Below are 22,583 nucleotides of genomic sequence, written 5' to 3' on the forward strand. Positions count from 1 at the left end.
ATAAAAAAATCCCCTCCAGATAAAACAGTATTGAGTCCATCATATCAGATGGACTCTTTTTTTACTGTCTACCTATAGGGGATAATACCAGAGACCGTTCCTTTTTTATTTTCGAATCTTAAAAAGTGATATAATGGAATTTTATGAATGTTAAATAAAGGGAGAGAGAAACATGCAAATACTACTAATACGCCACGGAGAATCAGAAGCTGATATTTTACATGTGCATGAAGGTCGAGCTGATTTTGAGTTAACTGACAAAGGGAGACAACAAGTACAAAGACTTGTACAGAAAGTGAAAAAAGATTTTGCGCCAGATTTCATTTGGGCAAGCACATTAAAACGCGCTCGTGAAACGGGTGAAATATTAGCAGAAGCAATTGGTTGTCCAATTCAATTAGAAGAGGAATTAATGGAGTTTAATAATGGAGTGCAAGCAGGCTTATCATTTGAAGAAGCAAAGAAATATCCAGAGCCAAAGTTTCTTCATGACCGTTTTGAAAACGGAGAATCATTTATTGAGTTTCGAATGAGAATAGAAGGAATCTTTTCTAAAATTATGATAGAGAATACATATGATCGAATTGCAATTGTTGCCCATGGAGGCGTAATTAATAGTCTATTACGTGCATTTTTCAAAATGCCAATTTCAATGGACTACTATTTCAAAATGGGAGATACGGGAATAAGTTTAATTGAAATTGAGGGTGAACAAAAAACGGTGCATTTCATTAATGATACGAATCATTTGGACGGGATGTAAAGACTTATGTACAAAGTTGTATTTTTCGATGTTGACGGTACGTTATTAAGTGAGATTGATAGAAGCATGCACGAAAGTACAAAAGAAGCGATACGAAGGTTAATAGATAAAGGAATTCACGTAGTTGTTACAACTGGAAGACCGTATAGTTTATGCTCACAATTTAAGGAACTAGGTATAAATACGTTTATTTCAGCAAATGGTGCACATATAAAATGTGGGAAAGAAGTTATACATAAATCAGTAATTTCAAGCGAAATCGTTCATGATATTTCAAATTTTGCTGAATTACATGGTCACAGTGTTTCTTAATGTGATTATAACAGGGTTTTTAAACCCTGTGGCAACATTTTGGTACCTTTTTTAATAAATCTTCTTCTATAAATGCAATTACTTCTGCTTGTTTTGAAGGGTATAGGTGGCTATACGTATTTAGGGTTGTAGCCACATCTGAATGACCAAGACGTTGTGCTACTATAAGTGGACTTACACCCTTGTTAATTAGATATGATGCATGGGAATGCCTAAATTCATGTAACAAGATTCTTTTAACACCAGCGTTAAGTACATAGTTTGTATACTTTCTATCGAGAGTGCTTGCTGATATGCTAGTATAAAATTCGCCAAACACAACGTAATTAATTTTGATAGGTGATTTTACTGTAGCATGCTCTTTTAAATTTTTCAATAAATCGATTACAAGAGATGGTAACATAATAATTCTATTTGAGGATTTTGTTTTTGGTTTTGTAATTTTTCTGTTAAACTCTGTTTTATTTATATTTATTGTTTTTTCTTCAAAATTGATATCTTCCCAAGTTAAAGCTAGTAGCTCCCCTTTTCTAGCACCGCTATAATAAAGTGTCGAGAAAAAAGTTTTATATAATAAATCGTCTACACTATCAATAAATTGATGAAATTCATCAAACTCCCAAAAATTCATTCGTTTATTCGATTCCTTTTCGAAATTTCCAGCAATGCGTGCAGGATTACTTGTTAATCCATGAAATTTAATTGCGAAGTTGAATATGGAAGAGAGTACAGTATGAATTTTTTTTAAATGGTCTGCGGAATAGTTGTTAATAATTTTATTTTGATAATGCATAATGTGTTTGGCCGTAATCTGGTCAATTTTGATTTTGTTAAATTCTTGTATTAAATGATTGTATATTATATTTCTTATAACGTTTATTGATGTGTGCTTTCGTCTTTGGCAATACCAATCAAAATAACTATCTGCAACTTGAGCAAATGTTAAGTTTGAATTTGTTTCTTTTTCAACTAACATTTTAGCTTCAGCTTCACGAGCTTCCTTTTTTGTTTTAAACCCACGACGTTTCACTTGTTTTTGAGTGCCATCAAACTGACGGACTCTGACGACGAAGAAATATGTTCCTCGTTCTTTATCTTTGTAAATCACCATAAGAATCCCTCCTGTATAAATAAAGATCGATAATTCAATTTATTGAGTAGATTATAACTTGTTTGTTACCAAAAGAAAAGACGCTCAAAATAAATTGAGCGTCTTACTTTGACTTGAACCACTTTAATTTTAATAACATATAACTTAAAAACTCCCCACTAATAATAGTGGAGAAGATTGGTAGGGAAACCAATCAGGATGATACAAGTAAGGATAAAATCATAGTACCATAATAATGTCTTGACGCATATTGAGAAATTCAAACATTTACTTCTTGTTATATTGTAATATATTTTCAAGTTGGTGGGGTGCAATTATTAAAAAATGGCTGGTTTCTACATGGGTTTTAGCAGAATATATTGAAAAATGAACCAATGCTCATTACGAATATAAAACATATGAAACTGCATTCAAATATTTTCAACATTTTTCTCAGAAGTTATATTGAGAAATAAATTTTAGTGTGGAATAGAATATGAGCCCATGCTAAAATTAGCTCTGTATACAGTAAATAGGTTTCTGTAGAATTAATAGACAGAATAATCGTAAAAAACAAAATAAATAAAAGCATAAAAACTCGCAGAGCGTGTGTAAGAGGTACAACTAACAAAGCCTTTCACACTGTTCATCCTAGCTACTTTAGGACAAACATTTGCATCATACGAGTTCTTCGTCAGTGTAACACACACCTAGTAATTTTAAAATGTGTTCTGAGTTGAGAAAATTAAGGGGGCTTTTTATGTTACCGGATGGAGGGAAGAATACTTTGAAGCCGCTACACGTTGAAATTTGTGAATTAATTGACAATAGCCCAGAGCTAACATATGGGAGTGTTGCTGAGGCTATTGGAGTAAGTCCTCAATATATGTCTAAGTTCAAAAAAAGTGGGACAATTAGTTTTTGTAGTCTCTTGAAATTGTCGCAAGTATTAACGTTGCCGGATGAAAACTACAAAACTATAATGCGTGATTTCTGCTTGAAAGTTGATACAACAGAACTAATCAAACAAAGCTTTGAGTACGCTTCGATTACTAGGGATATTGAATTGTTAAAACGTTTGATAGGAAAATATCGAAAAGATAAAGGAAGTATTCAGGAGTTTGTGGATGTTTACGAAATACTGTATCAATACATGCTAAGGCAGATTGATGGGGAATCACTGATTGAAGAAATAAATAACTTACGACAACCTACAGATTGTTGTTTGCGAATATTAATTAGCATTATGAAATGCTATGGTTACTATTTTTCTAAAGAGTTTCCAATGATGATGGGGCTTGGCAAAGAAATAGAGCAGAGACTCAAACAGTTAAGTGGTGGACGTAAGGATTTTCTCCAGCATTGCTATTTTTATAAGGTATACGAAGTCTTAGCACCTGTACATCTACGATCAAATAATAGAGATATGGCAAGAAAATATGCTTCTATTATTAAAAATGCAAACGTTGGTATCAAAGCTATTTCAGATGCATCATATATAATTGGCATGTCTTATTTACTTGAAAATAAACAGAAATGTTTATCAATGATAAAAGAATCATATAATTTATCTAAACGGATTGGTGATCAGGGCTACGAGGATGAGGCGTTTTATAATATGAAAATGGTAGAAATGTATTATGCTGCGGAAACAGACGGGACGGCTAGTGTATTGGCTGACGTCGACAAATATGCTCAAGTTTTTTATCAAAAAGAAAAGGAAGACTTTATTGTGTTATTTAAGGCAATGCAAGATATGTCTAATGAAAGCTTACATAAATGTCTTCAGCAATTCTTTACTCAAGGCAATTACTTTTTTTCCAGTCTAAGCGCAAGAGAATTATATAAGAGAGGGGAAGATTCTGCTATAATTAAGTGGATGATGGATTATAAACAAGAAGTGGGAGGGAATGAAGTTGAAGAAGAGAATATTGATATTTTCAGTGATGTTAACTTTAATGATGATGCCATTTGTCCCTAATAAGGGATTAGAAGGAAAGGTTTTGGATAAATACACTAATTATATGGATGTTAGACCAGGCGGTTGAATTATATGGACCCACTTAGTGAAGTTGAAAAAGTGGGTCTTTTTTATTTGTCAATATATTTTGCTAAAAAAAAGCATTTTGTTTTTTGGCTAGTCTTGAGACATCTATAAAAATTAGTAATAAAATTATAAAAAAGGTGCTAATTTACAATGGGTGATGAGATTATTACTTATAGGAGAGATTAGACAAATGAACAAGATAAATGTTAAAAAAATTAAACAGGAAAACACTGAAGATAAAATTAAAAAGATGTTAATGTTAGAACAAATTTTTAGTGAGGATGAAGAATACATACTTGCAGTTAGTAAAATTAAAGCCATGATTAATAATAATTAATCATGGCTTTTTTCGTGTATTTTAATTAAATCATCAATTAATTTTATAATGTTTTGTTTTGTTTCTTGCGGCATATTGTCGAGACGTTTCATGAGATGAGCAGTTTCCGAATTTATTTTTTCTGTTTCAAGTGAAAGGTCGGTTTGCATACCCAATAAATAGTCGATAGAGACGCCTAAGACAGTAGCTATTTTATAAGTGTTCTCTCGTGAAGGGCTCTTTCTATTGGTTTCGTATAAGGAAATCGCAGACCTATTTACATTTAAAGCTTCCGCTAGTTCTTTTTGTGATATGTTCTTTTTCGTACGAATAGACTTTATACGCTCTCCTAACGTTACCATTACTAACACCCTCCGGTTAACTGAATTAAACTTTTCTATTGATTATGATAACTAAAAAAGTATAACAAAGCAATGTTTTTTAAAGAACAAGATATTAAAAAAAGATAAAAAGGGTTTACAAAGAAAATATATTTAGTGTATGATGTTAACGCAGGTAACAGATGGAGGGCGAAAATGAAAAAATTTAATGGGAAGAAACTGTCTTTATTAAGAAAAAATAAGGGGTTTTCACAGAGGGAATTGGCTCAATTATTAAACTGTAGTCATTCTTTAGTTAATTTAATGGAAAACGGAAAAATCCAGCCAACAACCTCAAAATTATTAGGAATGTCGGAAGTTTTTAAAATTCCAATGGATGATTTATTCAGCGATTTTTTTTAACTGTAATGTTAACAGTGTTAACTTTATGTTGGATTATGATTGAAAACTAATTTAATTAGAAAAGGAATGATATCCATGCACAAAAACTTATTTATTGCTCGAAAAGAGCAACGTATGACGCAAGAAACAATTGCAAATTTAATCCATATTTCACCGAGAACATATTTTGCTAAGGAACACGGTAAAAGTGATTTCACCCTAAAAGAAGCTCAGAAACTAGCAAAATACTTCAAAACAACAGTGGACGAGCTGTTTGAAAAATAAACAGAAAAGGTGGGAGGAGCATTTATGAAAAATGGTAAAAGACCAACCAAGAGAGAAAAGATACATATCAATTCATATAATTTAAATCCTGATAATTGGCTAATCTTTAAGAAAGTAGATGATGAATTACATTTAGTACATCGTCATACGAACTCAATACGAGTCATTCCAAGTGCATAGGGGGTGGACTGGACAAGCATTATTAAAATTTAGGAGGGCTTTACATGGATGGATTAACAGTAGCAAACGAACTGGTATTTGAAAGTAATGGTGAGGTAGTAACAGATAGTTTGACAATTGCTGAGATTTTCGGTAAACGACACGATAATGTTATATCAGATATTAAACTTCAAATGGATTATGCAGGAGCAGAATTCTCACTCCTAAATTTTGAGGAGTCAACATACACAAATGAACGTGGTCGAAAATATCCAAAGTACAATTTAACAGAAGAAGCATTTACATTAGTTGTTTTTGGGTACAACACGAAAGAAGCAGTGCAAACAAAAATTCGATTTATACAAGAATTTAAACATATGAAGGAATACATCAAAAAACAGCAACAAGTTCCTACAGATCCCATGAGTATTTTAAAGCCTACTTTTGAAGCGCTAGAAGGGCAAAAGCAAGAGCTTCAGCACATCAAATCAGATGTCAAAGACTTACGAGAAAACGCTCCGTTATTTGCTGTAGAATGCGATGAAATATCAAATGCAGTCAAGCGTCATGGCGTTGCGCTATTAGGTGGTAAACAGTCTAATGCGTACCAGCATGCGGGGATTAGAGGTAAAGTCTACCGTGATATCTATAAGCAGCTGTATCGTGAATTTGGAGTAACAAGCCATAAAGCAATTAAACGTGGTCATTTAGCATTAGCAACAAAGATTGTTGGAGAGTATACGTTACCTATTGTGCTGAGTGAGAAAATTAATATAGTGAACTCTCAAATTAAGTTTTCTGAGATGTAAAAAAGGCTGGAAGGAGGAAATAACCATGATGGAAGAAAGTGTTTTTTCAGTATGTATCACTGGGTTTCTGATCTGTGGGCTTTTACTTGCTGTTTATGCACTAGATAAACCAATTAAAGAATTTACAAAAGATGTGGAATGATTTTGAGGGGAGAAAGCGCTATGACGTTATCAGTTTTAAAGAAAGATGTACAGAAAAAACAAATACTAGATGAATTCTTGCAGCATTGTGAAAAGAAACAAATAGAGGCGATTCAAAAGAATGATCCATTGTTACTTTGCATTTGGATTAAAGAAGCACGATTGGCTCGACGGGAGCTTATAGTGCTATACCATGAGAAAGAAAAATATGATAATCAACTTGAACAGGATCGTAAAAGCATTTTAGGGATTGTGGAACATTTAAGAAGTAGAGGCATCAATGCTTCAGCCGTGGAGAGGGTACATTGTATAGCAAACTATTACATTTAAAAACAAGAAGGGATGGTAAAAGAAAATGACAGCAGAAGAATTATTTGAAGAAAAGAAATATTTAGTGATTGCAGCAGTTAAGCAACAATTTGGAAGTATCGCAAGAGCTGGACAGATTGCAGAAATAAACAATATGGATTTGGATGATTTAATACAAGTTGGCCATCTGTATTTATGGGAGCATTGTATGAATTATGATCCAGAGAGAGTAGATACATTCAATGCATACGTGATGAAAGGCATGAAATGGGCAATGAGTGATGAGCTTCACTTGAAAGGGACGCCTTTTAAGATAAGCAGACGAGTTGGTCATGAGGAACGGAATAAAATGAATATTCATTCGATTGATTTGCATCGAGATGAGGAAACAGTAAAAGAATTTTATGCAGTATCTCCTATTGATGTGGAAAAAGAAGCAATATTATCCATTGAATTTGAAGAAGTGACGAGTGTACTTGAAGAACAAGAAAAGTCAATTATTCTGCACGTCGGTGAAGGGTATACCACAGAAGAAATAGCTAGAAAATTAGAGATGAAAAAATCTACTGTTCAAACAAGAAAGACACGGGCATTTTTAAAGATGAATCCAGATTATAAGCCAATAAAACAAAAATCCTTTTTCTTGGGGAAAAGAATGATAAAGAGAAACCGCCAGTTGGGGCTGGTGATCTAATAGAAACACATGTGGTGTCATCATAACACATGTTGCGTACGAGATGCAAAAAAAGACCTGTTATAGCAGGTCAAAAGTCAGGGTATTTCGTGAAAGAATATAACTTATTCATCATTCTAACAGGAAAAAGTGAAAAATAAAAGATTGAAAATAAAAAATATTAAATCTTTTCGTTGAGAAATATCAAATACCCTGGCAATAAAGATATATTGAAAAAATGTTAGATAGAGAAGGGTGACGGGATGAATAGCAATGTAATACAAGTCGCAAGAATAAATCTTCAAGGTAACACTTTAGACCAGGGGTGGTTTAAGTACCTTACTCTAGAAAACGGCAAGCCATATATGGTTGCGATTACAATACTTAGCGAAATTTTTTATTGGTATAAACCAACTGAAATAAAGGATGAAAGAACGAATGAAATCCAGTATAAACAAAAATTTAAAGCAGACAAACTTCAAAAAAGTTATCAACAATTGGCTGATTCATTTGGTTTTACTAAAAGACAAGTACAAGAAGCATGCAAATACTTAGTAAAAAGAGAATTAATTGCAATTGAATTTCGTACGATCATAGTTAACGGGACGAGGCATAACAACGTTATGTATGTGGAACCAATTGTGAAAAACATCGAAAAAATTTCTATTTTATATCAAGAACCTATCACATCAGAAAGTGACACCCTCCTACATTCTAATGAGAGAGACTCCCGCATTAAAACGGAGGAGGCTCCTACATTGAAACGTGGGACAAATACAAAGATTACTACAGAGAATACTACAGAGATTACTACAAATAAAAAGACTTCTTGTCACAAGTTTGAAACTTGCGACATGGAGCATGCCAAATTGTTATTTCAGTTAATTTTAGAAACCAATTCAGAACATAAAGAACCGAACTTCGAGAAGTGGGCCAATGAATTTCGCTTAATTCGTGAAAGAGACAAGAAAACAAATCAACAAATTGTGTATCTCTTGGAATGGTCCCAGAATCATTCCTTCTGGAAAAAGAATATATTGTCACCTAGTAAGTTGAGAAAGCAATGGGACAGGCTGGTGATTGAAGCCAAAGAAGAACACGAGGTGAAGAAAAATGAGCAGATTCGCAAGCATAGCGGAAGTCATGGCAGATTTGCAAAAGAGGGCTATGAAAAACTGCCAGAACCAACAAGAAAGTGGAGAGAGCTTACAGACAAGGAACGAAAGGAATCACAACAAGAATATGAAAATAACATTGAATGGCTCGGAGAAGACGCTTAATGATACCTGTCCGTTATGCAGTGGAACGGGAATGATCTTAAATGGATGGACAGGTAGAATGTGTGATTGCCAAAAGAAACAATCTGAAATAGCAAGGTTGAAAAATGCAATGATACCAGAAGAATTTGAAGAAGCACGTTTTAAAAATTATATTCGTCATACCGATATGCAAAAGAAAATGTTTAACAGCATGATGAAATACTTAAAAAAGTTTAATGAAATCAGGGATACGAAGCGCAATAGCTTTGGATATATCGCTACATATGGCGAGGGAAGGTTAAAAGCTTTATCCATCAATGAACGGGTTGAGAAAATGAAACTTCACAACAATTACGGATTAGGTAAAACGCATCTACAAATAGCAGCTGCTAGATGGATTATACATAATGTTCAAACTGTAAATAAAGACATTGTAAATGCACAACCGAGAGGGTGCAGAGTAGTTTGTATAAGTGATGTCACTTTTATGACAGAGATTATGTCAGCAAAGCGTGATGATAAAAAGGAGTACTTTGAAAAGCTCCATACAGTCGTAGAGTATGCGGATGTGCTGGTTTGGGATGATCTAGGTAAGAGCAAACATACAGAATCCCGTGAAGAAATGTACTACGAAATCATTAATGAGCGATATAAGCGTAAAGCGCCCATCATTTTTAGCTCAAATGAAGATGAATATACCTTACCTGAAAAAATTGGGTTTGCAGCTGCTGATAGATTGCTAGGGATGGCAAATGACTATTTGATTGAAGTCGAGGGAGAAAGTTATAGACGGTAAAGGGGAGAAATCAATCATTTTGTGGGAATGGAGTTGAGTGTATGGAACAATTAACCTTTGAAGATATCGTAGGAAACATGGATTATACAGCGCATAGTACGGCTGAGAAATTCCTCTCTAATCATTCAGTAACACCTACCTATGCAGTAGAATTTTTTGACCGAGATGAAAAACAGAAGTTACGTTGGTTTGAAGTGAATACAGAGGCTGAAGCAAAAGAAAAAGCAGTAGAAACATACGGGAGAATTCAAATCATTAAAGTATATGTGTCCAATCGAACATTGAAAGAAATTATGGAGCTGGACTAAGGGCATTTTTATCAAGAGAGCACAGGAATTTCCTAAAATGGACAAGCTAATGCAAAGGAGAACAGGCATAGATGAAAAGAGAAATAGACATGAAAACAAACGGCATCTACATTGTGGTGGATGGAAAAATCAACTTCGAAGAACCCCCAAAGAGCGGCTACGGACAGCAAGTCTTATATTGGGTAAAGGGAAAAGTGTCTCATACACAAACAACGATTACGAATAAGTTCAAATGAAATTATGCTATTCAAAGGTAATCCAGTAATTAAAAACTCTACTCTCAAAAGGGTGAGAGTAGAGTCAGTGGGTGCAGTTACTGAGTGCACGGGATGGTGAACATCAGCAACTACATAATAGCATGAGTATTCAGAAAAAACATCGAGTAAATATTTCCGATTTTTCAAATGATAGTCAACCGGAATCAAATAAAATTTGAATTTTATAAGAAAAGGGGAATGAGAGACATGAAATGGATGTACAACCTTGATAGTAATAATGATATTTGGACGAGTGATAAATATGAAACAAAAGAAGAAGCTATTCAAGCAGCTTTAAAAGATTGGGTAGATAGAATGGTAGCGGATAGAGCGGCAGTCGATAACGAATTCCAAATTGGACAATTCAAACAGTATGCGCCATGGATCAATGCGGATGTGTTGTTGGACGAATTGTATGAACGGGCAGCCGATGAATGTGGAGAGGTTGCAGAATCTTGGCTTTCAAGTGTGCCGATGGACGAAGGGGAAAAGCTTCAAGAACAAATTAATAAGGTAGTTACAGAATGGCTAAAAGGAATAAATGAGAATCCTAGCTTTGGTTCAATTGAAAATATTGAAACGATAGATGCTAGCGAAATTGAATATAAAGAAAACTAAACAAAAGCGTTATTTTAATCGGAAATGGCAGGTAATTGACCAGATCACCTGCCATGTGCCTAAACAGTCCGAAGGGGTAAAGCCCCGTTATGAAAGAGTGTAGCTGACTCGTAGATAGTATGTGTAATGTAAAAAAGATTATTCGCAAAGGGGAATGTGAAATGAAAAGGCTGAATGACTTGGAATTTATACAAAACGGAATGGTGTTAATGGATGTCGAGGGGCGAGAAGGTACGATTACAGGTATCAGGGAAGTAGAAGGATTCGGAACTTGGGTGCAATTCAACGGAAATCAAAAACAGGAAGTTATGTGAGATTGGAATAGTGTGCGTGATGATGTATTGGTGAAGGATGGAACTTATACAAACTAAACAAAATTCTTATTTTACACAACAAAGCAGCTAGTTTATAAAACTAACTGCCTGTTGTACAAAGGAAAAGCCGCACTTACAGAAATAGTTTGTAACTTTAAGCTACAGAAATAGTATGAGTAGATTTGAAAATGTTATTCAGAAATAAAAGAAAATAAAAAAGAGCAGCTAGCAAAAGCTAACTGCAATGAGAAATTATACCCATGAATTTAGGAGTACAAAATTACATGGTTGATTATAGTATGGACCAAAATATCAAGTTTATGTAACAAAAATAAAAATCGAGCAGTTAATGAAGAAACTACTCGATTCGATACAACCTGGGTAAGAAGCAGATTGTATTGTGATTATTATTAATGGAATATTTAATTTTATTCGACTTTTAACAAAATCGTTATTTTGGAGAAAAGGGGGAATGGGAATGGCTCTGAGTCTTCAATGTGAAATTTGTTCATTTAAATTCAAAATAGGTCAATTTTCTAGTGTTCCGGATATCGCATACTGTCCACATTGTGGAGATAGTTTCCTTGAATATTATCCGAAACAAGAAGGTGTCCAGTATCAACATAGGGAGAAGAATTTCTTTTATCACCATAAAAAAACTGGGGATGTATGGAATGTATTAATCCAGGAAGATGAATCTAAGAAAGAATTTTTTGTCGATGTTCAGGGGCCAGAAACAGACAGAGAAGCATTTGAGGCTGTTAAGGAGTTTTTAAAAGCGAAAAAGATGTATCTGCCTTGTACAGTGGTAGATATCCGATGTATAGGGGTAGGGATTGATAAAAAGTCATAGTTAAACAAAAACGTTATCTTGTGTGGAAGTGAGGTAAAGGTAATGGAATTGGTTTTATGGATAATTATTGGTATTTTGTTTGGTCACATCTTGTGTATAAAATTGGATTTAAAACGCTCAAAAGAACGTTTAGATACTTATAAGGAAATGCTGGATATACAAAACGAAAAAATTGATGACGTTTGGGAGTATGTTAAGAAACTTTAATCAAAACGCTATTTGGTTGGAGATTAAAAATACCATACGTACCCCAAAAAAAGTGAGAATATAACTAAAAGTATAAATAAAAAACATTTAAGAATTTTGATTGATGTTTTCATTACTTAACTCCTGATTTTTGGTTATTTTATGTGGCTAGGTAGATGTTTATACAACCAAATAAAAACTTCATTTGATAATTAATTTTAAACATAAATAGAGCACATGAAAGCATGTGCTCTAAGAAAAAAGGCCCTAAAAAGGAGATCGTAAAGAATTTCAGCTGTACTCTATACAGTATGCTTGCTTTATAAATATGTGCCTTAGTAAAAAATATTTCATTTTACACAACAAAGCAGCTAGCCGAAATAGCTAACTGCTCCATTGTACAATTTTAGAAGTTTTAATCGATACGGATATATGTTGTAACAAAAAGTTACAACTATAGTATAAACGAATATCAAAATATTATGCAGGTAAGAAAACTAAACACAAATTTCATTTTGTAGAAAATCAACGAAATAAAACGAGCACTTGTGCCAGAGTGCTCGTTTTATAAGATGACGTCATTCATTTTGTTATGTTTGTGAGCCATGAACAATTAAATGAGTCGAAAAGTAAGGTTCAAAATAGTTTATGTACTGTTAGTCAATAAGTGCCTGTACTAAAAAAAGCAGCTAGCAAATGCTAACTGCTCAAAAAACGGGTTGGAAGCTACCTGGGGAAGGTAGTTCGGTATTAGTATTAACGGAATATTGAGTTTTATTCAGCGGGGAACTTAAAGATTTTCATTTTAACTTAATCTATATTCCACAAACAAAATAAGTGCTAAAAACAAAGATAATAAAGAAGGCTAGTAGGGCCATCGCTTTCCAATTATTTATCTTAGAGAATCTTACCAAAATAACAAAAAAAGTTCCTATTGTTAAGGCTAGTAAAGTAAATAAAAGATGAAATGATACTGTATTTATAGGTATATTCATTTGGGGTGACCATACTTCAAGATATAAAAAGAATAAACCGATACAAATGAGTGAAAAAATAAAGTACCGTAGATTTATATTATGCTTCATAGGGTTGCTCCTTTGTTATCGAAATATCTTTATTAAATTTTAATGGAAAATATAAGGAAAAGCTAGTGTTTATAAATTAGAATGGATTTTTCAATAAAATAATCCTTTTAAGTGGTATATAAATGTTTTTTGTAATTTCATAGCGAAAAATATTTTATCAGAATTGGTAGGATGCGCAAATTTACTGTCGAATTGATACATGAACTAGAAGGAGGGAGACAGTATATGCTATATCATTTAATAAAATTAGGGGAAGCATTAGAGTCTGAAGTAAAGCAATCTAAGGGTAGATTATGCTTTGATTCAGTTAATTTTGGAGTTTGGGTGTCAAAAAGCATTTTGTATATAGAAAAGTATCATAAAGATACTTCTGTAGTAACTCAAATGAAGCAAAGTTATAAAGAGATAGACTATACAAATAATTATACATTTTACAAGTTAATGTTAAGTGCATTGAAAGTAATACAAGAGGAGGAGAATGAAGCAATGGAAGATGTTAAAGCATAATATATAATTAATTAAGGGGAAAGTAATAAGGTTATCGTACATGATTTGAGTAGAGGAATGGAATACAGTCCGGCTAGAAAACTAGAGGACACCGATTTTTAGAACAGCAATCAAGCTGTTTTAAAAAATGGTGTCCTCTTTCTTATTTTGTAAGGGGGATGGAGAAAATGAAAGTACTAAGAGAACAATTACGTGAATGGGAAAAACAAACTAAACAAACAAAAAAGAAAAATAAGACAAAACCAAAAGAAAATTTTAGTATTCGTGAAATTGAGGAATTAATGGGGATTCATAGACCTTGTTATGAGCGTAGACATGGAGCTATGAGACAAAAGTAATGCAAAAATAAAAAGGAGTGATTTTATATGACGAAACAATTATCTTTCTTACCGAAAATAGATAGAGCAGCAACACAAGAGAAATTAGAGGGGATTCTGGAAAGTGTACGTATATATAAGCAATTTGGAATGATGCGTAAGGAAATGAAAGTTACTCCTTCTTATGAAATGAGAGAACATGGACCTACATATGCAGTGGGAAAACCTTTAGAAAATGTAGCAATCTCTAATATTCAACAAAGCAAACGTGAAGTATGGTTAGAGAAAATGGCATTTCGAGTTGAACAAGCATTAAGTCGATTCGGAAACAGTACAGCTGGAAAAAACCAGAGGGACATTATAGTTAAACGATATTTAGAAGACGAAGATGTATGCGATTATATGGTGTATAACGAAATTGGCATGAGTGAACGTACGTATCGACGTGTGAAAGCTAGAGCGTTTTATAAATTGGCTTTTGCTCTTAGATTAGAAGTTTATGAGACAGAGAAGCAATACGGGGGTGATGACCTATGAATTTTGTCCAGCCCATACGTGATCCGGAGCAAATACAACAAATCAAAGAATATTTAAAAGAAAAGAATGCACGTAACTATATTTTGTTTGTAATGGGAATCAATACAGGGTTACGCATAAGTGACATTCTAAAACTGAAGGTAGGAGATGTACAAGGAAGTCACATCTCAATGCGTGAAATGAAGACAGGGAAGCAAAAACGTATTCAAATTACCTCATCTTTAAAAAGAGAGCTGAGGTGGTTTAACGAAGGAAGAGACGTTGGAGAATATTTATTGAAGAGTAGGAAAGGGAAAAATCGTCCGATTGGTCGTAGTATGGCATATAAAATATTAAAAAGTACAGCGGCAGAGTTTGGATTGGATGAAATCGGTACACATACACTCAGAAAGACCTATGGGTATCATATGTACATGCAGACGAAGAATATAGCTTTGTTAATGGAGATTTTTAACCATTCAAGTGAAAAAGTAACGTTACGGTATATCGGAGTAAACCAAGATGCAATGGATAAAGCAATGAGCAGATTTAAAATCTAATCATTGCTTTTTCTTTTTATATTTCTACTAATTACCCATAAATATCGTACTGTGTAATTGAGAAAAGTAAGTCTTATCAAAACATTGATAACAAGGGATGTAGCGTTTTGGTGAATGACACACAATTAAACATATGGGTAATTGGAAGGTATAAAATATGCACATGACGTATAAAGGTTATATAGAATGAATGAGAGGTGGAACAGATGATGTGTGAAGAGTTGTTACAAGCATTGGTTCAATATCAAATGCAGCAAGGAGAAAAGCCAAACACATTAAGGTTAAACCAAGATTACTATAAAACAGTATTAGAGCAATTAGCTTACCCTGATTGGCTAATTGAAAAGAAAATTAAGAACTTGGATCAGACGTTTCTCGGGGTTGAAGTAGAACTGACAAGTGAAGTGGAAACTTTTGAAATGAGGAGGATAAAAAAAGTGGCAGAATTTTGACCGCTTTTTGGCAGGAAAAAGGCCGACGTTTTTTATAAAAGCATGTTATATTTGTATTATGAGAAGTGGCGGAAAACACAACTCACTATGTTTTTCTTGAATTCTAAACGGTTCGTAATGACGGCACATAAAATCCGAAACCAGCAGATGGTACTGATTAAATGATACCGTCCATAAAAGGAGCATCCATTTGGATGTTCTTTTTTATTACTAAGCGAACCACATAAACATAAGTATGAGAAGAGCAAAAATAAATAACAAACAGTGTGCAAACTTCATGAAGTACTCCTTTTAGAATTAATATGTATTAAAAGTACAAATAATCTAATATAAATAGTGAAAATAGGTATACAACAATGTAATATAAGTCAGTCATTTTATGGAGCAAGGGTGGTAATCAGGATGAGTGGCTATTCTAAAATTATTTTATCCAATGGAAATGAATATATTGTGCCAATCCAGCCTAGTCTTTTGATTGAAAAGGAACTTATAGATAAGGATGGGGAAATTTACAATAAGTTTATTCTTGTTCCACAAATAGATATAGAAACAGGGAGTAAGATGCAATTTAATTTAAATCCTCAGCATATAGCAACAATTGAAGAATTTAGTATAAGAAGACAAAAGACCGTTCCTTCCGTATTTAGAGTGGAAACAAATAATGAAAGATTGAAGGGAAAGCATCCATAGCAGGTGCTTTTTTTATTTTTAAGGGGGTGAAAAAATATGTTCTTTTTCAAAAGAAAGAAACGGAAGAAGGCAGTTGCTCAAAGCAATATAAAAAGGAATGCTGAAAGTACAAATAATGATTTGTTAATCCAAACGACAACAGCAAGTGTAATAAGCTCTAGTTCAGATTATGGTGGCTATAATAGTAATCATTCAACTTCATGTTCATCGCATGATTTAGGAAGTTCATTTGATAGTTCGTCAAGTTGTGATTGATCAAGTAGCTGAGTATCTGCTTTTTATTTCGGAGGAGGATGAAGGATGGAATCTATAACAAAAATAATTGCTAATTTAGAAAGAAGCGTTAACGATTTACAAAGAGATAATGATGGTATGAAACAAGCTTTACTTAATGTTTCAACGAATGTAGAAGCATTGAATAGAAAGGTCAATATGTTAGAAGAAACGTTAGCGACGAAAGTTGGTATAACTCATGTTCAACAATTAATTAAACAATATGAGGAGGATTCACAAAATGGCTAATAACAAATTGATTATTGAAGTAACTGCTGATACAACTGAAGCATTAGAAGGGATTAAGGAAGTAACAGAAGCTGCAAATGAATGTGCGGAAGCGTTAGAGAAGTTAGAAAAGGTTATGGGTAGACTTACAAATAAAAAGGATTCTTTATTTATAGAAGTTCCAGTTGTTTTAAATGATAAAGCAATAGCTAAAAAAGTTAGTGAGTTTACTGAAACTAGAGAAAGGCTTTAACCTAAGGTGATAAAAAATGAAACTAAATAAACAAGAGCAAGCGGTTGCAATTGGTACATTCATTTCAATGCTAGGACAAGACCTTGTAAATGAACGCATCGATAAACAGAAATTAGAAAGAGTACTTCCTATCTTTAATGAAATGCAAGATAATACAACACCAAAGCAAAAGAGAGAAGCAATGATTAGTTTGCTTGGTAAAGCGGTGGATGAATTCTTAGAAAAATAGCTATAAAAAAAGGAAAAGCAACTCGCTTGGGGGGCGAATTACTTTTCCAAATGGCAATGTTAATTCTATTATAACAATTTGTATTTATTTGTAAATATATAATTAGAATATTCTTTTAAATGAGGTGAGGATAGATGAAAGTCTACTGTTCTAACTGCAATGAAGATTACAATATGCAACCAAAAGTAGCACAGCTTTCTAATCGCATTGAGAAGTGTTACTTCACATGTCCTCATTGCGAACATGAGCATGTGGCTGCATATGTGAACGATAAGATTCGTAAGCATCAAGCGGATATAGCTAAGTGTCATGAACGGATTAATAAAAAGAATCTGGCCATCGAGGATGAAATGAAACGATTGAGGAAGAGGATGGAAGGTGCCAAGTAAACCATTCAAGCCGTGCAAGTCATTAGGTTGCAATGAACTAACACGGGATAAGTATTGTTCTAAACATATCCAAAAGGAAAAAGAAACCGTAAGATATTACGACAAACATATTCGAAACAAAAGCTCACGTTCATTCTACAACTCAAGACTGTGGAAGGATATGCGTGAGCTTATTTATCGTAGAGATCATGGCTTATGTGTTCAATGTAGAAGCAAGGACATCATTAAGATAGGTGATGTAGTCGATCATATCATTCCTATTCGAGTTGATTGGTCGAAACGATTAGAACCGACTAATTTACAAACACTCTGTCATGCTTGCCACAACAAGAAAACAAAAGAAGATGAGAAGAAAAACAAAAATTAATTCGAAAGAAAAAATTCATAAACATCCCCCCACTATGAAAAAGCAAAAGGCGACTTCCTGGAGACCGCCGCCTAGCTTTCCGTGTAAAAAGTTCGTTTTATTCCATAAAAGGGGGTTCAGCTGAGGGAGGTGGTTCGCATAGGAAGGAAAGCGAAGCCGATTCATTTGCATTTATTAGAAGGTAATACAAATCGATTGACAAAAGATGAAATTGAACAACGATTAAAAGCTGAAAAACAGTTACAAGCAAAAAAAGACAAGGTAAAGCCACCAACGTGGTTAGATTCAGTTGCAAAGAAAGAGTTTAGGAGAATTGCTGGTGAATTATTGGAGCTAGACGTAATTACGAACATAGATGTGAATGCATTAGCAACGTATTGTGATGCTTATTCTGACTATGTTGAATGCACCAAAATTATCCGAGAAGAAGGACTTCTTGTTGAATATACTAATAAGGCAGCTGAAACCAATAAAGTTCCACATCCACTACTTACAAAGAAGAAGCAGTTGCATGAACAAATGAAGGCTTTGGCTGTTGAGTTTGGTCTTACACCAAGTGCAAGAGCGAAAATTGTCATTCCAAATAGTAAACAAGATCCGAAAACAAATGTAGAAAAGGAGTTTGACGTATAACATGATTAGAGAATGGATGTTGGACTACTGTGACGATGTATTACATGGTGAAGTTGTTGCTTGTCAGAAGCATAAACAAGCTTGTAAGCGATTTTTAAGAGATATTGAGTGTGAAGGTTCTGAAGATTTTCCATATGTTTTTAAGGAAGAAAAGGCGCTTCGTTTCTTAAAGTGGATGTCTCTTTTTAAACATACAAAAGGAAAATTAGCAGGTCAGAGAATTGAACCACATTCCATACAGATTTTCGTATTTAGCAATATTTATGGATGGGTGCACCGAAATACAGGGTTACGTCGATTTAAAAAGGCATATTGGCAAGTCGGACGTAAAAATGCAAAGTCACAATCTTTAGCGTGCGTGGGCTCATATGAAGCAATGGCCTTTGGTGAGAATATGTCTGAAGTATATGTTGGTGCCACAAAAACAGAGCAAAGTAAAATTGTTTGGAACGAAATTAAAGCGCAAATGAATGGGTGCGAAGACCTAAAAGAAAAATTCAATATTGCGTATGGGAAAATTGAGCATCTCAAAACAGATTCTTTTATTTCCGCGCTCTCAAAAGATGCGGGAAAATCCGGGGATGGACTAAATGTTCAGTGCGGGATTATTGATGAGTATCATGCCCATCCTACCTCTGAAATTTATGATGTTCTGGTGTCAGGTTCAGGTGCTCGTCCGAATCCACTCATGATGATTATTACAACAGCTGGTTTCAACTTGAGCCATCCTTGCTATCGTGTGGAGTATCAATATGTTTCTAAGATTTTGGACCCTAATATTGATATTGAAAACGAAGAATACTTTGTCATGATTAATGAGTTAGATAAAGATGATGAGATTACGAATCCAGAAGTGTGGGAGAAAGCAAACCCAATCCTATGTAGTTATGAAGAAGGACGTACTTTCTTAAAGGGAGAACTTCAATCAGCCCTTGATGTACCTGAGAAAATGCGTAATTATCTCACGAAAAACATGAATAGATGGGTAGATATGAAAGAAAATGGCTACATGGATATGCAAAAATGGAAAGATTGCAAAGAAACTGTGGAATTATCAGAATTAAAAGGGTTGGAATGCACAGTAGGTGTCGATTTATCAGCAAAAATTGACTTAACAAGTATTTCATTTGAATTTAAAAAGGATGATAAGTATATCGTAATTAGTCATAGCTTTATGCCAGAAGATACGTTAGCTGAAAAGAGAAAAACGGATAAAGTTCCTTATGATCTGTGGGTACAACAAAAATGGATCACAACAACACCTGGTGCAGTAGTTGATTACGAATATATTAAAACGCATATTAGAAATATGGAAAAAGACCATAAATTTAAGATTAAAGAAATATGTGCTGATCCATGGAATGCAACGCAATTTATGCAAGACATGGAGACAGAAGGGTATACCATGATAGAAATACGCCAAGGGATGGCAACTTTATCAGGCCCTACAAAGGATTTTCGTGAACAAGTGTATCAAAAGAATGTCATCCATAATAACAACCCTGTGCTGAACTGGGCAACGAGTAATGCTATAACAAAACAGGATGCGAACGAAAATATCATGTTGGACAAGTCGAAAACTACAGAAAGAATTGATCCGATAGCGGCTGTTATTAACTCGCATGTTCGATGCATGCTCAATTCTGGTGAGATGGACTTAAATTCCTATATATTAAGTCAAGATTTCTCATTTTAGGAGGAATGACATGCGATTCTTGTTGTTTTTTATAAGTATTTTAGAAGATATTCTATTGATTTCGGGGTTGTCCATTATTGTAGGGACGACTTTTTTTGTTAACCCGATTTATGGATGGTATCTGCTAGGGATTATTCTCACAATGTTGGGGGTGGTGATGATAAGAAGATAGAAAGGAGGTGAAACTTTTGATTTTTCGGCAGTTATTTAGAAATCAGGATACGACAGATTTAAAAAATCCTTCTCCTTGGTTTAAAAGTTTATTTGGATATCAAGCCGCAAGCGGTGAAAAGGTAACGGTTGAATCCTCTTTAGGTGTTCCGACGGTTTATCGATGTATTAATATCCTTGCAAATAGTGTTGCGATGCTTCCTTTTCAAACGTTTAAAAAGACAGCGAAGGGAAGGGAACGGGATAAGGCACATCAAGTATCGTTTGTTTTGGAAAGACGCCCGAATCCTTACCACAGCCCATTTAAATTTAAACATTTAATCGAAACACATCGAAATACATGGGGAAATGCCTATATCAATATTCATTGGGGTGTAGATGGAAGGCCAAAAGAGTTGTGGGTATTAAATCCAGCTGTTACAACGCCCACGGTGGACTTAAAGACCAATAAACTATGGTATTTTACGAGCTTGCCAGACGGTACACCTATAAAAATACCTGATGAAGACATAATCCATCTTACTACACTATCTACTGATGGTTTAAGGGGGAAACCTCCTATTCAAATTGCAAGAGAGTCTATAGGTAGCTCACAGGCGGCCCAAAAGTTTAAAGGTAAATTCTTTACAAACGGTGCAGCGCATAGCGGGATATTAAAAACAGAACAACCTTTAAATAAAGAGGCTAAAAATAAACTTCGTGATGCCTGGGAAGAAGCAAATACAGGGTTGAATAATGCGCAAAGAATAGCTATTTTAGATGCTGGACTAGAGTTTGAAAAGGTTGGAATGCCTTTGAAAGATGCTCAATTTATCGAAGGTATGAAGTTTGATAAAGGTGAGATTGCAAATATTTTTAATATTCCTTTGCATATGATTAATGAGTTAGATCGTGCTACTTTCTCCAATATTGAGCAACAAGCGTTGGATTTTATTCAAAATACATTGAGTCCAATTCTTATTCAATATGAAGAAGAGTTTTCTTATAAATCATTTTCGTTTCATGAGCAAAAACGATATTACTTGAAGTTTAACCTAACAAGCTTATTACGTGCTGATTCTAAATCACGAGCAGAATTCTACAAAATTATGTTAGATGCTGGTGCATTTTCAATTAACCAGGTGCTAGAACTGGAGGATATGGACGGGATTGGGGAATACGGTGATAAACACCGTGTTGACTTAAACCATGTATCTATTGAAATCGCAGACGAATATCAATTGGCAAAAGCTAATGGAGGAGTGTTACAGAAGGGAGATGAAGACGATTAAAGACGTATTTACAATTAAAAATCAAACAGATTCTTCAGCTGATCTATTCATTTATGGTGACATCATAAACAATACCGGATGGAAATGGGACGATTCCGATGTGATGCCGGATGATGTGAAAAATATTTTAGGGCAGTTGGATGATAAAAGTAATTTAAATATCTATGTAAATAGTGGTGGTGGTTCTGTATTCGCTGGTTTAGCTATTTATAACATGTTGAAACGTAATAAAGCGCAAAAAACTGTTTATGTGGACGGTGTTGCAGCTTCTATCGCTTCCGTAATCGCCTTGGCTGGTGATCGTGTTGTTGTCCCTTCTAATGCTTTTTTAATGGTCCATAAACCATGGACTGTAAGTAGAGGGAATGCAAATGTACTTCGTAAAATGGCAGAGGACTTGGATAATCTTGAGGCTGGAATTATGAATGTATACAAAGAAAACTTGAAAGAAGGCATCGAAATTGAAGTAATTCAGCAATTAGTAGATGCTGAGACCTGGTTAAGTGGTGAAGAAGCTGAAAAATACTTCAATATTGAAGTTGTGGAAGCAAAAGAAGTCGCAGCTTGTAGTAGTGATTACTTTGATAAATATCAGAAAACACCTAGTAAAGTAGTAGCAAAAGCTCCTTCTATTCCAAAGAAAGACAATAATGAACAACTAAAAATTCAAAACGCACTAGACCTGTTAGAGCTATAGGTCTATTTTTTGTGCCAAAACAAGGAGGAAAT

At 34.1% G+C, this 22,583-nt stretch carries 35 protein-coding genes and 1 pseudogene; 34 read left to right on the forward strand and 2 right to left on the reverse strand.

Features of this window, described 5'->3' with window-relative positions:
* Positions 1 to 172 precede the first annotated feature (172 nt).
* On the forward strand, positions 173 to 763 hold the full coding sequence (locus tag MR169_RS15945) for a histidine phosphatase family protein (protein WP_001166433.1): 591 nt from the start codon (positions 173 to 175) through the stop codon (positions 761 to 763).
* 6 nt (positions 764 to 769) lie between these two features.
* Positions 770 to 1,072, forward strand: a pseudogene (locus MR169_RS15950) (HAD hydrolase family protein); the annotation flags it as partial.
* Between the two features lie 22 nt (positions 1,073 to 1,094).
* On the opposite strand, the gene MR169_RS15955 reads toward MR169_RS15950, so the two are convergent.
* Entirely contained in the window at positions 1,095 to 2,186 is a 1,092-nt protein-coding gene (locus tag MR169_RS15955; protein ID WP_016098373.1) for a tyrosine-type recombinase/integrase, read from the reverse strand.
* Positions 2,187 to 2,925: 739 nt separating this feature from the next.
* Here MR169_RS15955 and MR169_RS15960 point away from each other — a divergent pair.
* On the forward strand, positions 2,926 to 4,146 hold the full coding sequence (locus MR169_RS15960) for an AimR family lysis-lysogeny pheromone receptor (RefSeq protein ID WP_242319654.1): 1,221 nt from the start codon (positions 2,926 to 2,928) through the stop codon (positions 4,144 to 4,146).
* Positions 4,147 to 4,402: 256 nt separating this feature from the next.
* Positions 4,403 to 4,549 (forward strand): hypothetical protein, encoded by a 147-nt coding sequence (locus tag MR169_RS15965; protein ID WP_001033792.1) that lies wholly within the window; start codon positions 4,403 to 4,405, stop codon positions 4,547 to 4,549.
* Here MR169_RS15965 and MR169_RS15970 read toward each other — a convergent pair.
* Positions 4,546 to 4,890 (reverse strand): helix-turn-helix domain-containing protein, encoded by a 345-nt coding sequence (locus tag MR169_RS15970; protein ID WP_000258007.1) that lies wholly within the window; start codon positions 4,888 to 4,890, stop codon positions 4,546 to 4,548. The genes MR169_RS15965 and MR169_RS15970 overlap by 4 nt on opposite strands.
* 174 nt (positions 4,891 to 5,064) lie before the next feature.
* On the opposite strand from MR169_RS15970, the gene MR169_RS15975 reads away from it, so the two are divergent.
* The 30 genes from MR169_RS15975 to MR169_RS16125 all read left to right on the forward strand — a co-directional run bounded on the left by MR169_RS15975 (position 5,065) and on the right by MR169_RS16125 (position 22,551).
* Positions 5,065 to 5,271: a helix-turn-helix domain-containing protein gene (locus tag MR169_RS15975; protein WP_016098375.1), complete on the forward strand. Its 207-nt coding sequence runs from the start codon at positions 5,065 to 5,067 to the stop codon at positions 5,269 to 5,271.
* A 75-nt stretch (positions 5,272 to 5,346) separates the two neighbouring features.
* Entirely contained in the window at positions 5,347 to 5,535 is a 189-nt protein-coding gene (locus MR169_RS15980; RefSeq protein ID WP_000549467.1) for a helix-turn-helix transcriptional regulator, read from the forward strand.
* Positions 5,536 to 5,559: 24 nt separating this feature from the next.
* A complete protein-coding gene (locus MR169_RS15985; RefSeq protein ID WP_000788399.1) occupies positions 5,560 to 5,715 on the forward strand; it encodes a DUF6906 family protein in 156 nt (51 codons plus the stop codon).
* A 44-nt stretch (positions 5,716 to 5,759) separates the two neighbouring features.
* Positions 5,760 to 6,503 (forward strand): Rha family transcriptional regulator, encoded by a 744-nt coding sequence (locus MR169_RS15990; RefSeq protein WP_242319655.1) that lies wholly within the window; start codon positions 5,760 to 5,762, stop codon positions 6,501 to 6,503.
* Positions 6,504 to 6,665: 162 nt separating this feature from the next.
* The gene (locus tag MR169_RS15995) at positions 6,666 to 6,974 is read left to right on the forward strand and encodes a hypothetical protein (protein ID WP_016098378.1); all 309 of its coding nucleotides are present in this window, start codon (positions 6,666 to 6,668) and stop codon (positions 6,972 to 6,974) included.
* Positions 6,975 to 6,999: 25 nt separating this feature from the next.
* Positions 7,000 to 7,647 (forward strand): sigma-70 family RNA polymerase sigma factor, encoded by a 648-nt coding sequence (locus MR169_RS16000; RefSeq protein WP_242319656.1) that lies wholly within the window; start codon positions 7,000 to 7,002, stop codon positions 7,645 to 7,647.
* Between the two features lie 242 nt (positions 7,648 to 7,889).
* Positions 7,890 to 8,906 carry a hypothetical protein gene (locus MR169_RS16005; protein WP_042597876.1) on the forward strand — a complete coding sequence of 339 codons (1,017 nt, stop codon included), beginning with the start codon at positions 7,890 to 7,892 and terminating at the stop codon, positions 8,904 to 8,906.
* Positions 8,869 to 9,681, forward strand: a complete 813-nt coding sequence (locus MR169_RS16010) for a DnaA ATPase domain-containing protein (RefSeq protein ID WP_042597877.1) — start codon at positions 8,869 to 8,871, stop codon at positions 9,679 to 9,681. Before MR169_RS16005 ends, MR169_RS16010 begins: the two co-directional genes overlap by 38 nt.
* A 41-nt stretch (positions 9,682 to 9,722) precedes the next feature.
* Entirely contained in the window at positions 9,723 to 9,989 is a 267-nt protein-coding gene (locus tag MR169_RS16015) for a hypothetical protein (RefSeq protein ID WP_000436951.1), read from the forward strand.
* A 71-nt stretch (positions 9,990 to 10,060) separates the two neighbouring features.
* A complete protein-coding gene (locus MR169_RS16020; RefSeq protein WP_016098383.1) occupies positions 10,061 to 10,225 on the forward strand; it encodes a DUF3954 domain-containing protein in 165 nt (54 codons plus the stop codon).
* Between the two features lie 228 nt (positions 10,226 to 10,453).
* Positions 10,454 to 10,864: a hypothetical protein gene (locus MR169_RS16025; protein WP_242319657.1), complete on the forward strand. Its 411-nt coding sequence runs from the start codon at positions 10,454 to 10,456 to the stop codon at positions 10,862 to 10,864.
* A gap of 161 nt (positions 10,865 to 11,025) precedes the next feature.
* Positions 11,026 to 11,178 (forward strand): hypothetical protein, encoded by a 153-nt coding sequence (locus tag MR169_RS16030; RefSeq protein ID WP_242319658.1) that lies wholly within the window; start codon positions 11,026 to 11,028, stop codon positions 11,176 to 11,178.
* 478 nt (positions 11,179 to 11,656) lie between these two features.
* Positions 11,657 to 12,031, forward strand: coding sequence for a hypothetical protein (locus MR169_RS16035; RefSeq protein ID WP_042597882.1), 375 nt, complete (start codon positions 11,657 to 11,659; stop codon positions 12,029 to 12,031).
* 42 nt (positions 12,032 to 12,073) lie between these two features.
* Positions 12,074 to 12,238 (forward strand): hypothetical protein, encoded by a 165-nt coding sequence (locus MR169_RS16040; protein WP_042597884.1) that lies wholly within the window; start codon positions 12,074 to 12,076, stop codon positions 12,236 to 12,238.
* Between the two features lie 1,289 nt (positions 12,239 to 13,527).
* Positions 13,528 to 13,809 carry a hypothetical protein gene (locus MR169_RS16050; RefSeq protein WP_242319659.1) on the forward strand — a complete coding sequence of 94 codons (282 nt, stop codon included), beginning with the start codon at positions 13,528 to 13,530 and terminating at the stop codon, positions 13,807 to 13,809.
* A gap of 167 nt (positions 13,810 to 13,976) precedes the next feature.
* A complete protein-coding gene (locus MR169_RS16055; protein ID WP_042597889.1) occupies positions 13,977 to 14,147 on the forward strand; it encodes a hypothetical protein in 171 nt (56 codons plus the stop codon).
* A 27-nt stretch (positions 14,148 to 14,174) separates the two neighbouring features.
* Positions 14,175 to 14,663, forward strand: coding sequence for an ArpU family phage packaging/lysis transcriptional regulator (locus tag MR169_RS16060; protein ID WP_042597891.1), 489 nt, complete (start codon positions 14,175 to 14,177; stop codon positions 14,661 to 14,663).
* Positions 14,660 to 15,202, forward strand: coding sequence for a site-specific integrase (locus tag MR169_RS16065; protein ID WP_001012130.1), 543 nt, complete (start codon positions 14,660 to 14,662; stop codon positions 15,200 to 15,202). Before MR169_RS16060 ends, MR169_RS16065 begins: the two co-directional genes overlap by 4 nt.
* A gap of 209 nt (positions 15,203 to 15,411) precedes the next feature.
* Entirely contained in the window at positions 15,412 to 15,654 is a 243-nt protein-coding gene (locus tag MR169_RS16070; RefSeq protein WP_000333056.1) for a hypothetical protein, read from the forward strand.
* Between the two features lie 402 nt (positions 15,655 to 16,056).
* Entirely contained in the window at positions 16,057 to 16,344 is a 288-nt protein-coding gene (locus tag MR169_RS16075) for a hypothetical protein (RefSeq protein WP_000017440.1), read from the forward strand.
* A 36-nt stretch (positions 16,345 to 16,380) separates the two neighbouring features.
* Positions 16,381 to 16,599 (forward strand): hypothetical protein, encoded by a 219-nt coding sequence (locus MR169_RS16080; RefSeq protein WP_033669512.1) that lies wholly within the window; start codon positions 16,381 to 16,383, stop codon positions 16,597 to 16,599.
* A 45-nt stretch (positions 16,600 to 16,644) separates the two neighbouring features.
* Positions 16,645 to 16,866, forward strand: a complete 222-nt coding sequence (locus MR169_RS16085) for a hypothetical protein (protein WP_016098393.1) — start codon at positions 16,645 to 16,647, stop codon at positions 16,864 to 16,866.
* The gene (locus MR169_RS16090; RefSeq protein ID WP_042597894.1) at positions 16,859 to 17,098 is read left to right on the forward strand and encodes a hypothetical protein; all 240 of its coding nucleotides are present in this window, start codon (positions 16,859 to 16,861) and stop codon (positions 17,096 to 17,098) included. Before MR169_RS16085 ends, MR169_RS16090 begins: the two co-directional genes overlap by 8 nt.
* A 16-nt stretch (positions 17,099 to 17,114) precedes the next feature.
* Positions 17,115 to 17,327 carry a hypothetical protein gene (locus tag MR169_RS16095; protein WP_000773601.1) on the forward strand — a complete coding sequence of 71 codons (213 nt, stop codon included), beginning with the start codon at positions 17,115 to 17,117 and terminating at the stop codon, positions 17,325 to 17,327.
* 134 nt (positions 17,328 to 17,461) lie between these two features.
* Positions 17,462 to 17,716 (forward strand): hypothetical protein, encoded by a 255-nt coding sequence (locus MR169_RS16100; RefSeq protein ID WP_042597896.1) that lies wholly within the window; start codon positions 17,462 to 17,464, stop codon positions 17,714 to 17,716.
* Entirely contained in the window at positions 17,706 to 18,083 is a 378-nt protein-coding gene (locus tag MR169_RS16105) for an HNH endonuclease (protein WP_042597898.1), read from the forward strand. The genes MR169_RS16100 and MR169_RS16105 overlap by 11 nt, the downstream gene beginning before the upstream one ends.
* A 129-nt stretch (positions 18,084 to 18,212) precedes the next feature.
* On the forward strand, positions 18,213 to 18,716 hold the full coding sequence (locus MR169_RS16110) for a phage terminase small subunit P27 family (RefSeq protein WP_062804311.1): 504 nt from the start codon (positions 18,213 to 18,215) through the stop codon (positions 18,714 to 18,716).
* 1 nt (position 18,717) lies between these two features.
* Positions 18,718 to 20,412: a terminase large subunit gene (locus MR169_RS16115; protein WP_042597899.1), complete on the forward strand. Its 1,695-nt coding sequence runs from the start codon at positions 18,718 to 18,720 to the stop codon at positions 20,410 to 20,412.
* Positions 20,413 to 20,600: 188 nt separating this feature from the next.
* Positions 20,601 to 21,854 (forward strand): phage portal protein, encoded by a 1,254-nt coding sequence (locus MR169_RS16120; protein WP_062804419.1) that lies wholly within the window; start codon positions 20,601 to 20,603, stop codon positions 21,852 to 21,854.
* The gene (locus MR169_RS16125) at positions 21,841 to 22,551 is read left to right on the forward strand and encodes a head maturation protease, ClpP-related (protein ID WP_042597903.1); all 711 of its coding nucleotides are present in this window, start codon (positions 21,841 to 21,843) and stop codon (positions 22,549 to 22,551) included. The genes MR169_RS16120 and MR169_RS16125 overlap by 14 nt, the downstream gene beginning before the upstream one ends.
* Positions 22,552 to 22,583: the final 32 nt, after the last annotated feature.

This window comes from Bacillus cereus group sp. BfR-BA-01349 (assembly GCF_022663795.1).
GTDB lineage: Bacteria > Bacillota > Bacilli > Bacillales > Bacillaceae_G > Bacillus_A > Bacillus_A cereus.